Below are 13,378 nucleotides of genomic sequence, written 5' to 3' on the forward strand. Positions count from 1 at the left end.
CACAACCTACTGCAAATTCACAAACAACCCCCCATCCACCAGCAACGAAGCCCCCGTCACATACCGCGCCATGTCCGAAGCCAGAAACACAATGGGCCCCGCCACATCATCCGGCTCACCCAATCGGCCCAGCGGTGTACGCGAGGTCATGCCGCTGTGAAGCTCTGCTTCACGCTTGGGGACGCAGAGCGTCCGTGGTTGCATTCCCACGCGGAGCGTGGGAACGATCAGGCGCGCGTCGGAAAGATCAGGGTTAGGTGTAGGAAAAAGATCATGGTGTCCTGGCACGATATTAATTAGAATTAATCTCATTTGAGACTCAATCGCGCCGTGCAGGTTGTCCCCATGAATGATGCTGTTGCCCTTACGCACGCCCCCGAACTGACCTTGTCGAACCTGTATCGCGACCACCGCAGCTGGCTGGAAAACTGGCTGCGCCGACGCCTGGGCAATGCCTGGGATGCGGCGGACCTGAGCCAGGACACCTTTCTGCGGGTGTTGGCGAGTGCCCAGCCGATTGCGCAGATGCAGGAGCCGCGAGCGTACCTGGTGACGGTGGGCAAGCGCTTGCTGGTGAATTTTCATCAGCGGCGCAGCCTTGAGCAGGCGTATCTGAACGCGTTGGCGGACCTGCCGGAAACCTGTGTGCCGTCGCCTGAACAACGCTGGCTGGTGCTGGAAACCCTGCAAGCGCTGGATGAATTACTCGACGGTTTGCCGGTGCTGGTGCGCCGGGCATTTTTGTGGAGCCAGCTGGAAGGCCTCGGCTACCGCGAGATCGCCGAGCGCCTTCAAGTGTCGGAGCGCACGGTGAAGCGGTATATGGCGCAAGCCTACGAACATTGCCTGCTGGTGGACCTGTGAGCCGAGAGGTTGCGCGTGCGGCGGCCCAGTGGCTGGCGCTGCTGGAATCCGGCGCGGCCACTGAACGCGATCATGCCGCCTTGCAGCACTGGCGCGACAGCCATCCCCAGCACGAACAAACCTGGCAAAAAGCCCAATCCCTGCGCCAGCGTTTCAGCGGGTTGCCCAAGGCGCTGGCAATGGCCAGCCTCGACCGCCCGCAACCGGGCCGGCGAGCGTTGCTCAAGCGTGCGTTGGGCGTGGCGGCGTTGGTGCCGACCGCCTGGTTGATCAGCCGCCAATTGCCCATCGAGGTGTGGCGCGCCGATTTGCACACCGTCACCGGCGAGCGCAAACGCCTGCCCCTGGCCGACGGTAGCAGCCTGCAACTGAATACCGCCACGGCAGTGGATGTGGACCTGGCGCAACGGCGCATCACCCTGGTCGACGGCGAACTGGCGCTCAACGTACCCGGCTCGACGGCGATGACGGTGCAGACGCGCTACGGGGAACTGCGGGTCAGCCAAGCCCAGGTGTGTGTGCGGCAACTGGCGGCCGGTTGCCGGGTGTCGGTGCTCAAGGGTGCCGTACAGGTCCGTGATTTGAGCGGGCAACTGGCGATATTGCACGCGGGGCAGCAAGCGCCGCTGAACGCCAGCGGGCTGGGTGCCTGGGTGCCTTTTGATGTGCAGCAACTGGGGTGGCGCGACGGCGTTCTGACTGCGCAGAACCAACTGCTGGGGGATTTCCTGCGCGAGCTGGAGCGTTATCGTCCCGGCGTGTTGCGCTGGGATTCGAGCCTGGAAACGTTGCGGGTGACCGGCAGTTTTCGCCTGGATGACACCGACCGCATCCTCAACCTGCTGGCGTCCACGTTGGGGCTGGAAGTGCAGGCGCGGACGCGGTATTGGGTAACCCTGCGCAAAGCGCTGGCTTGACAAATTTTGTGGCGAGCGAGCTGCCCGCGTTGGGCTGCGAAGCTGCCCTGAAGCCTGTCCTGAAGCCTGCCATGAGGTCTGCCTGCAAAATGAAGGTGCCTGGACGAGGGGCCGCTTCGCGGCCCAACGCGGGCAAGCTCCCTCGCCACAGTGACAGTGCTCACCCTTAACTGAACGGCATTGCGACCAGCCCGCTCGCCACAGACGCGCCTCCTTTAGATCCCATGTGTGCGGTGCAACTCCGTCAAGGCCAGCACCTTAGTTCTGTTATATCAATATCGAATAAATAAATAGTTATATATTCCTTTTAATGTCTTCGCGGATGGCGCATTTTGAGGGCCTGCGCATTCGTGCGGATTGACCCAACAGCCAAAAGGAAAGCCGACATGACCATTAAAGCGATCAACGTGCGCAACCAGTTCAAGGGCGTGATCAAGGAAATTCTGCTGGGGGAAGTGGTGTCCGAAATCGACGTGCAGACCGCGTCCGGCATCGTCACCTCGGTGATCACCACCCGCTCGGTGCGTGACCTGGAATTGAAAGTCGGCAGCGAAGTGATCGCTTTTGTGAAGTCGACCGAAGTGTCCATCGCCAAACTCTAAAGCCTCGCACAAGCCCCCGCAGGAGCCGGCTTGCCGGCGATGGCGATGGCGGCCGCAAGATCAACGTTGACCTTGCGCCGCCGGGACGAAGCCGCAAAAACAGTCATGGCAGGGGGCGTGCCCTTGCTGCGAAATGGTGTGAGTTGTGGGTTGTTCACCGCCTTAATCAATACGGTCGAAGATCTGCTGGACTTCTTTGGCGGGCAACACACCCTTGCCTGTGTCTTCGATCAGCTCGAAAGTCCCATCGGCCTTGATCGTCACCCCCAGGGAGCTGGCAATCGTCACCGAAACGCCAGGCCGCTGCTTGAGCAAGGCGTTTAGCGGTTGCTGCCCCTGGAATTCTTGCCCGATGACCGTGGCCAGTCCTTGCACCGACTGGGTATTCACGCCCCCCACCAATATCACTCGGCCCCCCTTGTCCAGCGAGGCCTGCAGACTGTCCAGCAGTTGCCGGGTATTGCCGCCGCGCAGGCCAAGCTCCAGGTTGCTGCCGGTCAGGTGCATCAGCGTGCGGGTTTGGTAGGTGGTGCCGTTCCAGTCGGTGAGCACCGCCAGCGCGGAACAGTCGGTCAGGCTACGGGTCGAGAGTGTCTCGTTGCCCGTGTTGACTGTCGTCGACTCGCCCATGGCGACGTGCACGGTAGTGGCTGGTTTTATGGGCGGGGGGAGTATTCGCGGGGCCCTCTCATGCGCTACGTGGGACGAGCGGTCGGGCTGCTTCGGCTGCTTCACGAGTGTGTCGAGCCACTCGGGGTCTCGCGGGCTCATATTGGGATTGGCGCCTGTGCGAATCTTCAGGCCGGCCGTGTCCCATTTGACCATGGTGGCCTGCAATTGCTGTGTGTATTCGGCTGCAGGGCAGGCGATATCCGCCCAGGGGTCGACGATCCAGGCATCGGCCCAGGCGGGCCCGGAGAAATCCGTTGTTGCGCCGACGGCACCCGACGGCGCGCCGATCACGGTGAACATGTGGGCATCACCTGCGCGCCATTCCACCGCCGTGCCGCCACTTTTACGGATGATCTCCCTGGACAGCAGGGCCATTTCGCCGCAGTTGCCGGCGCCGGTCTTCATGATCAGGTCGGCGGCATAGGGGGCGCGCAAATCGGCAGTCTGGCGCAGCCATCCAAGCGTCATCGAGGCTGCGTTTGCCCTGGCCAGGTCGCTGGCGGAGCGCACCAGGTTGCCAGGGCCGAGACCGGTGGCCTTGAGGGCTTGTTGCACCTGATCCCTGGTGTTTTTTGCGTAGAACCCGTTCTGGCGTATCGCGGGCCAGGTGGCAAAATCCGCCGGTTTTTCCAGGGGCGAAACCCGCTGCGGCCGCAGTGCGATATTGGGCCGGGTAATGGCTTTTGCCTGCTGCAACTGGTAGACCACTTCGCGCTGCTGTTCTTCGGTCAACGCTTTGCACAGCTGTTTCAATTCATCGACATCGGCTGTTGCGTAGCCCGATTCTTCGAGCTGGCGGTAGGCGCCCTTGAGTTTGGGCAGGGCGACAAAATCCGCATCCAGGGTCTGCGCGCTGTGGTTCAAGTTCAAGAAATCCCGGTAGCCTTGCACCAGGTTCAGCTCGGAGGGGCTGCACTTCTTGAAGGTGATTTCACCTGTCTGCGCCTTGCCCAGCGGCGCGTAATAGAACTCGGCGGTGTCCGCTTCCACAACCAGGTAGGGCTGGGTGCCGCTGTTGACGATAACCGCCCTGAGTTGACGCTGGTCATCGACAGCGTCGCTGATCTTGTTGAGCTTGATCACCCGCGTCTGTTCAGCCAGCGACCCCGGTGCGTTGCCGCCATAGAAGCCAAAGCCCGGGTCGGTGACGATCTTGCCGCGCACCTGGTGTTTATAGGTGATGCGCTTTGCGTTGCTGGCCGGTACCAGTTGTGAGCCGATGTCCGTCTCGATCATTTTGTGCAGGCGTTTTTCATGGATAACCAGACGGTCCTTGCTGAAAAGGCCAGGGCGGGATGGGAACAGCCGCACATGCTCCATTGCCTGAAGCTGTGCGGCGGGCTTGGGAACGTCCGCAATGATTTTGGCGAAACATTCATCGTTGGCACTGCGCCGAACACGGCCACCCGCTGCAGGTGCCGGGCAAATCGCCTCGAAATCGTCCAGGGGGCTGGCGTGCTTCGGCGACTCGAGGTCGGCCAGTTCCCCGGGCCGAGTGTTTCGGTAGCGATAAACCCTGTCGCCGTCTACCACGTCGTAGCCATTGGCTCGGGGCAGGGTGTAGGCCTCCGGGGCCAGGGCGTGATCAATCACCCGGGCGCGCTGACCGTCTGAGAACACCTCGTTGCGCAACGCCAGCAGGGCGGGGCGTTCTTGAGGTATTCCAAACGGGTCCCTGGCCACGCCATCCGTGCCGCCCACTACCGAAAACAACGTGTTGAGCACGCCGTCCAGTGCCGCCGATGCGCCTTGCTTGCGTTCTTCCCGTGTATCGCCGGAAAACGCTTTTTCGGTACCCAATGCAGCTTCTGCAAGGCCGGTGGCTGCGGCGGTGCCCACGACCACCGGTTCCGCAATCACTGCCAGCCTGGCCGCGAGGCCCGCTGCTGCGGTGACATCGTTCAACCAGGTGTCACGGGTGACCTCGCTGTCGGACTTGATCATGACATCCGCATCACTGGCCATCCGTTGCCGGGTGGCGTCTCTCATTACACTGAACACGTCGCCATGAATCTTCACGTTGGCGCTGTCGATGACAGTGCCTTCGAGGCTGTCCCAGTACCCGGTGCCCAGGTACTTCAAGGCGGTGTCTACCCCTTTGTCCGGTTGATCGTGACCGGTGAAGAACTCCTTGAACCCGCTCCACAAGCCGGTGCCGTTGTCTTGTCGATCCCTGAGCGAAAAATGCGACGCCAATGCCTTGCGCTTATCGGCATCATGGCCTTGATCGGCAACCCATTGGCCCATCGCTTCAAGGGAGTGGAATCGAAGAAACGCCGGTTGGTGCCCGGGAATGTAGAGCACTTGCAGGCCGTCGGCGCCGGAAAAGCGCAGGATATCGTTTGATTGAAAACCGTTGATATCAAACACATGGGTAGACACCACGCTCTTTACCGGGGCTTTTGCTTGCAGTTGTTCGACCGTCAAGGCGCGCTTCTCATCCAGCGGCACGTTGGACACTGCCCCCATCACCAGGCGGTAATCATCCGGTGTGAATCGCTGCTCGGCCGGTAATGCCTGGCGTTCAGCTCCCGAGGAGTGTACGTAGGCCCCCAGTTGCTGGCGCGCTTGGGCGACAAACTCTCCCTTCAAGGTTGTGCGGTAGTTATCACCGTGTTCTTGCCAGAAACCCTCGAGTTTGCCGGTGATGCGTTGTTGAAAGTCGGTTTTCCAACTCTCGTGCATCAACTTTGAAGGGGCGAGCTGGAACTGGTTGTGGGCGCCGTAACCGCCTTTTTTGCTTTGCCCGGCACCCGACGTGTATAGGCCGGCGTCCTGATCGAGCACACCCGGCAGCGCGTCATGCTCGCTGAAGTTGCTGAGCAGTGCGTCCGGCAGGGCCTGGGAGCGTACCGGCTCTTCGCCCTGGTGTTCCCAGCCGGTGACCGTGTCAGCCGATTGCGCGCCATTGAAGCGGTTCAAGAACAGGGTGTCGGCCTCTACCGTGAGCCCGGTCAATTTCAAGATGATCTCTTGCGCCCATTTTTTTGCCTCATCGCGCACGTTGGGAAGCGCCTTGTGCGTGGCGTGCATCAATTGCTCATACCGGCCTTTCTCGCGAACGGTGGCGGGGTTTGGCGGGCCTGCGGCCGCAAGATCGCGCACAAGCCGTTTCAACCCATCAGACGTTTTCGGCAGGCGCCTGCCCGACGCCCGTAAGAGTTGCGCGAGGGTCGCGCGTGCGGACTCGCCACCGTAGTGGGCCAGGCTGTAGGAGGAGCCGGGATGCACGTTGATCTTGCTGCTGCTCAAGTCGCGCGCCAATGCCGGCACAGGGTGGCGGGCGGCGCTGGCAAACCGGCGAGCAGGTGCGTCAGGGCGCCCATGAGGTGATGACGGTCATGCATATCGCCAATAACCCGCCGTTGGGTGACCAGGGCCGCTTCGCCACGCCGGGGATCAGTGCTGGCAATCGAGGGGAACGCCTGGTGGCTGGCAGCTTGCGGGTCGGACGGACTGACGCCATAAAACTGCAGCACCTCCTGGGCCGTCGCCACGTCGTAGGGCTTGGACGGGTAGTGCAGCAACGTGCCGCTGGAAGGCGGCCAGAAACCAATCGCTTGCACCGCGTCCATCAATGGCCCGGCAACCGCAGCGAAGCCGGATTTATCGTCCAGGGTGAAGATTTTGCGCTGGCCGTCGACCCTCACCTCCAGGGTGTTCACCCCTGGGTTGAACTGTACGTCGGACGTTGAGAGGTTGTTTGCCTTCATCCATTGCCTGAACTCTGGCGTACGCAGCGCGTTGTCCAGTTGCTGCAGCCACAGCCCCAGGGTGGAATGTCGCGGTATGTTGAACAGCGAGTCAGGCCCTGAGACGGGATGATCAAGGGGGGCGGGGCCAAGGCTTTGCGCCAGTTGGCGGTCACCCTCGTGCCTGTCGCTGCTTGCGGTCGTGTAGGTGGGTTGATTGCGGGGAGCATCCCCTGTGTACGATGCAAAAACGTATGGCGGGGGCGAGGCGTTGGTACGGATTGGTTGCGTCATGGATGACTGGCTCCGCGCAGGTTTCTACAACTCGACTGGCCTTTGAAAGGCATGGCTCGGTATAGGTGTAGAAAATTCGCTGCGGGGTTCCAGCCGATTTCAGCTGTTTTGTAAGCTGCGTTCCATCCGCTGAATGCCTTCTTCGAGTAACGCCCGTGGGCAACCGAAGTTCAGGCGTACGAATTGCTGGCTGTCATCGCCGAATTCGATACCGGCGCTCAAGCCGACCCTGGCCTGTTCGAGGAAAAACTGCTGCGGGTCGTCCAGGCCCAGCGCGCTGCAATCCAGCCAGGCCAGGTAGGTGCCTTGCGGCGCATGCATCACCACGCCGGGCAAGCGGGTGCGTACGGCGTCGAGCAGGTAATCGCGGTTGGCTTGCAGGTACTGCACCAGCGCGTCGAGCCATTCGCTGCATTCGCTATAGGCCGCGCGGGTGGCTTCCAGGCCCAGGGGGCTGACGCTGTCGACCATGCCGCAGCGCGCATTATTAAAGCGCTCGCGAATCTCGGCGTTTTGCACCACGGCAAAACAGGTCTTCAAACCGGCCACGTTGTAGGCCTTGCTCGCTGACATCAGGGTAATGGTGCGCTGGGCAATGTCCGCGCTGAGGCTGGCGGTGGGGATGTGCCGGCGGCCGTCGAAGCACAGCTCGGCGTGGATCTCGTCGCTGATGATCAGCGCACCCTGTTCCAGGCAGGCCGTGGCGATGGCCAGCAACTCTTCGCGGGGGAAGACTTTGCCCATGGGGTTGTGCGGGTTGCTCAGCAGCAGCGCACCGGCGCCGGTCAGGGCCTGGCGCATCGCGGGCAGGGGCGTGAGGTATTCACCGTCGATCAGCTCGAACGGTACTTCGATGCGCGGCAGGTTCCAGTGGCCGGGTGCCAGGCGAATCGGGCGATAGTTGGGGGTTTGCAGCACCACTGGCTGGCCAGGCTGGACAAAGGCGTGCAACGCCATGTTGAAACCGGGCTCGACGCCGGGCAAAAACAGCAGCTCTTCGGGCTGTACGCGCCAGGCGTACTTGGCCCAGAGGTCGGCCACGATGGACTCACGCACGTCCGGGCCGGCCACGCTGTAGCCGAGGATCTGCTGGTCGAGGCGTTGGTGCAGGGCCTTGAGTACCGCAGGTGGCGCGGCGATGTCCATGTCGGCGATCCACATCGGCAAAACGTCCTGCGGGTAGCGGTTCCACTTGGTGCTACCGGTGCCGAGGCGGGGGTGGATCGTGTTGAAGTCAAAGCTCATGGGGGGCTCGAGTCAGGGGGCGGGTGCAAGGATGGCGGTGATTTTAGCGACATTAATTTTATAGGCTAGTGGCGATTGGTTTGGATGTGTGTGGGTCTGGTCGGCCTGTTGCGCGCAAATACCGGTCTTCTTGATCACCCTGTCAAAGCGCCTTGCAAGACCGTCAGGCGGCGGAATATAGCATGGGCTTTTTGGCGTCCGTTCTGTGACCGACAAGTTCTGTAATAAAAACGCCATTGCGCTGGGGATTGGAACGGAGTCGGGCTATTTTGGTGCACCTCAATAACTCGAGTAGCCATGGATGAAATACCAACCCTTCAGCCGTACCTTGATTGCCACTGCACTGGTGTTGACGGTCAGCGGCGTGCAAGCCGCGTCCCAGGCCCCGGTGGCCGGTGAAAATGGCATGGTGGTGACAGCCCAGCATTTGGCCACTCATGTGGGCGTGGATGTACTCAAGGCCGGCGGTAACGCGGTCGACGCGGCCGTGGCAGTCGGCTACGCGCTGGCGGTGGTGTACCCGGCGGCGGGTAACCTCGGCGGCGGCGGCTTCATGACCGTGCAACTGGCGGACGGGCGCAAGACCTTCCTCGACTTCCGCGAAAAAGCCCCGCTGGCGGCCACCGCCGACATGTACCTGGACAAGGCCGGCAACGTCGTCGAAGGCCTGAGTGCCAAGGGTCACCTGGCGGTCGGCGTACCTGGCACCGTCTCCGGCATGGAACTGGCCCTGAGCAAATACGGCACCCTAAAGCGCGCCCAGGTGATTGCCCCGGCGATCAAACTCGCGGAAAACGGCTTTGCCCTGGAGCAGGGGGATATCGACCTGCTGCACACCGCCACCGGCGAGTTCGAAAAAGACAAGGACCTGCGCGGCATCTTCCTGCACAACGGCCAACCGATGCAGGTCGGCCAGAAGCTGGTGCAGAAAGACCTGGCCAAGACCCTGAAAGAAATTTCCGCCAAGGGTACCGACGGTTTCTATAAAGGCTGGGTCGCCAAGGCCTTGGTGGATTCCAGCCAGGCCGGCAAGGGCATCATTACCCAGGCTGACCTGGACAAATACAAGACCCGCGAGCTGGCGCCCATCGAGTGCGACTACCGTGGCTACCACGTGGTCTCGGCACCGCCTCCAAGCTCCGGTGGCGTGGTGATCTGCCAGATCATGAACATCCTCGAAGGCTACCCGATGGCCGACCTCGGCTATCACTCCGCCCAGGGTCTGCACTACCAGATCGAAGCGATGCGCCACGCGTATGTGGACCGTAACAGCTACCTCGGCGACCCGGACTTCGTGACGAACCCAATCGAGCATCTGCTCGACAAAAACTACGCGGCCAAACTGCGTGCCGCCATCGACCCACAAAAGGCCGGTGATTCCCAGGCGATCAAGCCGGGCGTGTCGCCGCACGAAGGCAACAACACCACCCACTATTCGATCGTCGACAAGTGGGGCAACGCGGTCTCGGTCACCTACACCCTCAACGATTGGTTCGGTGCCGGCGTGATGGCGAGCAAGACCGGGGTGATCCTCAACGATGAAATGGACGACTTCACCGTCAAGGTCGGCGTGCCAAACATGTACGGCCTGGTTCAGGGTGAAGCCAATGCCATCGCACCGGGCAAGGCGCCGCTGTCGTCGATGAGCCCGACCATCGTGACCAAGGATGGCAAGGCCGTGATGGTCGTCGGTACGCCGGGTGGCAGCCGCATCATCACCGCCACCTTGCTGACCATCCTCAATGTCATCGACTACAAGATGAACATCCAGGAAGCCGTGGACGCGCCGCGTTTCCACCAGCAGTGGATGCCGGAGACTACCAATCTGGAGACCTTCGCGGTCAGCCCGGACACCCAGAAGATTCTGGAAAGCTGGGGCCATAAGTTCGCCGGCCCGCAGGATGCCAATCACTTGGCCGCGATCCTGGTGGGCGCACCATCCCTGGGTGGCAAGCCGGTAGGCAATAACCATTTTTATGGGGCTAACGACCCGCGTCGCAACACCGGCCTGTCTTTGGGCTACTGAGGTAAGACGGGTGGCTGTTCACCATTGAAATCAATGGTTGAGCAGCCGCTCTACCGCAGCAAACGCCACCCTCCGGCGCGCCTCCCAATCTCCCCTGATCACGACCCTGCTTTGCTGATGCAGTTGCATCCAGTCCAGGCTGCCCTGAAAAAACGCCTGGCGGTCCGCCAGTTCCGGCTGGCAGCGCTGGCCGTCGGCGCTCCATTCCACGTCCTCGGGTGACAGCAGCAGGTGCAGGTCGTAGTGCCGGGCCAGCAACTCGTCGTCGAGCCACGCCGGATAGTCGCCAAACAGGGTCTGGCTCCAGAGTTTATTGGTCAGCAAGTGTGTGTCGAGGATCAGCAGTTCAGGCTGCTCGGCACGGGCGGCGTCTTCCCAGTCCAACTGGCCACGGGCGATAGCGGGGATGTCCGCCAGGGTGGTGTCGCGCTGCTGCTCATCGATGAAATAGCGCACGTATTCACCCACCATCAGCCCGCCAAAGTGCGCCTGCAGCTCGGCCGCCAACCAGCTTTTACCGCTGGACTCTGGACCTGCCAGCACCACCACCTTCATGCGCGCAGCGCCGGGTCGGCGCGCCATTCACGCCAGCCTTGCACGGCGATCACGGTGAACAGCGCGTAGAGCGCGGCGGTGAGGTACAGGCCTTTGTAGAGGAACAATCCGACGAAGATCACATCGACGACGATCCACAACGGCCAGCACTGCACACGTTTTTGCGCCATCCACAGTTGCGCCACCAGGCTGAAACCGGTGAGGGCGGCGTCGAGCCAGGGTTGGGCGGCGTCGGTCCAGTGGGCCATGGCGGCGCCGAGCAACAGGCTGCCAACCGCTCCCACAGCCAGGCTGGCCATGATTGCGGGCCAGCCCAGGCTCGTGACCTGGCGCCCTTGCTTGACCTCGCCGGCGCGGGTCCACTGCCACCAACCGTAAAGTTGCAGGGCGGCGTAGACCACCTGCAGCAGCATGTCGGAATAGAGTTTTACGTCGTAGAACACCCAAGTGTAGAGCACCACCATCACCAGCCCGATGGGCCAGCACCAGGGGTTTTGTTTGACCGTCAGCCACACAGCGATCACCCCCAGCGCGGCGGCGAACAGTTCAAGCCCGGACATGGCGGTTCCTTGGGAGAGTGGGAGAGGGCGGGGATTGTAACCAATCTTCAAAACACGGGAAGGCAAATGTGGGAGGGGGCTTGCCCCCGATAGCAGTGAATCAGTCAGCATATTTGTAGCTGACCCACCGCTATCGGGGGCAAGCCCCCTCCCACATTTTCAGCGGCGTCAGACCTTGAATTGGCGCAACAGGCCGTCGAGTTGCTCGCTCAGCCCGCGCAAATGCGCACTGGCTACGCTGGACTGTTCCGCCGCCAGCGCGGTGCTGTGGGACAGCCCGGCCGCCTGGGTCACGTTCTGGTTGATGTCTTCCACCACATGGGCCTGTTGCAGGGTGGCGCTGGCAATCGAGGCGTTCAGCCCGTTGAGGTTGCGCAGTGCCTGGCCGATGGCGGTGAGGCTGGCACCGGCCTGGCCCGCCTGTTCGATGGTCAATTGCGAGGCGCTGTGGCTGTCACTGATCACCTTGACCGCCGCTTCCGAGTGGCCTTGCAGGCGCTCGATCATCGCCTGGATTTCAGCGGTGGATTTCTGCGTACGTTGAGCGAGCAGGCGTACTTCATCCGCCACCACGGCAAATCCACGCCCTTGCTCGCCGGCCCGCGCGGCTTCGATGGCGGCGTTGAGGGCCAGCAGGTTGGTCTGTTCGGCAATGGAGCGGATGACTTCGAGCACGCCGCCGATCTGTGTACTTTCGCTCGACAGCGTGCGGATCACCTCAACCGCCTGGCTGATGGTGGTGGACAGTTGGTCGATGCGCTGCAAGCTGCCGTCGATGTTCACCTGGCCTTGCTCCGCCTGGGCCTGCGCGTCGCGCATTTCGCTGGCGGCGTGTTCGGCGTTTTTCGCCACGTCCTGCACGCCGTAGGTGACTTCATTGATCGCGGTGGCCACCAGCTCCATCTGCTGTGACTGTTGCTGGCTGCGGTCATGGGCCTGGTTGGCGTTGTTGCCCAATTCCGTGGATGACTGGCCCAGTGCATTGGCGCACACCTGTAACTGGCTGACGACCTGGCGCAACTTGGCGGTGAAGCTGTTGAAGTGCTGTGACAGTTGGGTGACCTCATCCCGGCCGTGGGTGTCGAGGCTGCGGGTCAGGTCGCTTTCACCGCTGGCGATATTGGCCATGGCATTCACGGCGGCCTGCAACGGGCGCACGATGCTGCGCACAATCAATGAGACCAGCAGGGCCATAACCACGGCGATGGCCAGGCCGATGCCTGACGCTTTCCACACCTGCACGTTGAATTCAGCCTGCACGTCATCCACGTACACACCGGAACCGATGATCCAGCCCCAGGGTTCGAACAGTTGGATGTACGAGGTTTTTTCCACCGGCGCATCGGCTCCCGGCTTCGGCCAACGGTAATTGACGATGCCGGCACCTTTGGCCTTGGCCAGGATCACGAACTCGTTGAACACGGCAAAACCGTCCGGGTCACGAATGGCCGAGAGGTTCTGGCCATCGAGCTTGGGGTTGGCCGGGTGCATGATCATCACCGGCGTGAGGTCGTTGATCCAGAAATAGTCGTCGTGGTCGTAACGCAGGCCACGCACCGCGCTCAGGGCTTGCTTCTGCGCCGCTTCGCGGGTCATCACGCCGGTTTTTTCCAGGTTCTGGTAGTAGCTCAGCACGCCACTGGCGGTCTGCACTACGTGCTGGGTCTGCTGGCGTTTGGCCTGGTAGAGATCGCCGTGGATTTGCTTGAGCATCAGCACACCCAGGGTCATCAGCATCAGCACGGCGACTAGCAGGATCAGCCACAGACGGCGGCTGATCGACATATTGCGCAAACTGTTCATCGTCCTGTCACTCCGGGCTTTTTATAATTGTGGGCGTTGCATCGACTTTTACGCCTTGTCTGATAGGCTTTCGGCCTGAAATCGCAAAACCTGAGTACTGCCTGATTTTTCACGGAATTTTTGCAGACCGGCGTTGAATATCAGCACC

The 13,378-nt window shown here is 61.7% G+C and carries 11 protein-coding genes; 4 read left to right on the forward strand and 7 right to left on the reverse strand.

What is annotated here, in order from left to right:
- Positions 1-6: 6 nt before the first annotated feature.
- Complete coding sequence (locus tag ACR52_RS29520; protein ID WP_269084179.1) at positions 7-204, reverse strand: SDR family oxidoreductase; 198 nt, start codon at positions 202-204, stop codon at positions 7-9.
- A gap of 141 nt (positions 205-345) precedes the next feature.
- On the opposite strand from ACR52_RS29520, the gene ACR52_RS16525 reads away from it, so the two are divergent.
- The 3 genes from ACR52_RS16525 to ACR52_RS16535 all read left to right on the forward strand — a co-directional run bounded on the left by ACR52_RS16525 (position 346) and on the right by ACR52_RS16535 (position 2,383).
- Positions 346-864: a sigma-70 family RNA polymerase sigma factor gene (locus tag ACR52_RS16525; protein ID WP_048726286.1), complete on the forward strand. Its 519-nt coding sequence runs from the start codon at positions 346-348 to the stop codon at positions 862-864.
- Entirely contained in the window at positions 861-1,781 is a 921-nt protein-coding gene (locus ACR52_RS16530; protein WP_048726289.1) for a FecR domain-containing protein, read from the forward strand. The genes ACR52_RS16525 and ACR52_RS16530 overlap by 4 nt, the downstream gene beginning before the upstream one ends.
- A gap of 386 nt (positions 1,782-2,167) precedes the next feature.
- Complete coding sequence (locus ACR52_RS16535; RefSeq protein WP_003173733.1) at positions 2,168-2,383, forward strand: TOBE domain-containing protein; 216 nt, start codon at positions 2,168-2,170, stop codon at positions 2,381-2,383.
- Between the two features lie 162 nt (positions 2,384-2,545).
- Here the strand turns inward: ACR52_RS16535 and ACR52_RS16540 are convergent, their stop codons facing one another.
- From ACR52_RS16540 to ACR52_RS16550, 3 genes are all read right to left on the reverse strand, one after another.
- A complete protein-coding gene (locus ACR52_RS16540) occupies positions 2,546-6,307 on the reverse strand; it encodes a dermonecrotic toxin domain-containing protein (protein WP_053221248.1) in 3,762 nt (1,253 codons plus the stop codon).
- Positions 6,304-6,768 carry a hypothetical protein gene (locus tag ACR52_RS16545; protein WP_048726311.1) on the reverse strand — a complete coding sequence of 155 codons (465 nt, stop codon included), beginning with the start codon at positions 6,766-6,768 and terminating at the stop codon, positions 6,304-6,306. The genes ACR52_RS16540 and ACR52_RS16545 overlap by 4 nt, the downstream gene beginning before the upstream one ends.
- Positions 6,769-7,140: 372 nt before the next feature.
- The gene (locus ACR52_RS16550) at positions 7,141-8,286 is read right to left on the reverse strand and encodes a MalY/PatB family protein (protein ID WP_048726312.1); all 1,146 of its coding nucleotides are present in this window, start codon (positions 8,284-8,286) and stop codon (positions 7,141-7,143) included.
- Positions 8,287-8,587: 301 nt separating this feature from the next.
- On the opposite strand from ACR52_RS16550, the gene ggt reads away from it, so the two are divergent.
- Positions 8,588-10,312 (forward strand): gamma-glutamyltransferase, encoded by a 1,725-nt coding sequence (ggt, locus tag ACR52_RS16555; RefSeq protein ID WP_048726313.1) that lies wholly within the window; start codon positions 8,588-8,590, stop codon positions 10,310-10,312.
- Between the two features lie 30 nt (positions 10,313-10,342).
- Here ggt and ACR52_RS16560 read toward each other — a convergent pair whose 3' ends face one another.
- The 3 genes from ACR52_RS16560 to ACR52_RS16570 all read right to left on the reverse strand — a co-directional run bounded on the left by ACR52_RS16560 (position 10,343) and on the right by ACR52_RS16570 (position 13,230).
- The gene (locus tag ACR52_RS16560; RefSeq protein WP_048726644.1) at positions 10,343-10,867 is read right to left on the reverse strand and encodes an AAA family ATPase; all 525 of its coding nucleotides are present in this window, start codon (positions 10,865-10,867) and stop codon (positions 10,343-10,345) included.
- Entirely contained in the window at positions 10,864-11,427 is a 564-nt protein-coding gene (pnuC, locus tag ACR52_RS16565; RefSeq protein ID WP_048726315.1) for a nicotinamide riboside transporter PnuC, read from the reverse strand. The genes ACR52_RS16560 and pnuC overlap by 4 nt, the downstream gene beginning before the upstream one ends.
- A gap of 168 nt (positions 11,428-11,595) precedes the next feature.
- Positions 11,596-13,230: a methyl-accepting chemotaxis protein gene (locus ACR52_RS16570; protein WP_048726318.1), complete on the reverse strand. Its 1,635-nt coding sequence runs from the start codon at positions 13,228-13,230 to the stop codon at positions 11,596-11,598.
- Between the last annotated feature and the right edge of the window lie 148 nt (positions 13,231-13,378).

Source organism: Pseudomonas fildesensis (assembly GCF_001050345.1).
GTDB lineage: Bacteria > Pseudomonadota > Gammaproteobacteria > Pseudomonadales > Pseudomonadaceae > Aquipseudomonas > Aquipseudomonas fildesensis.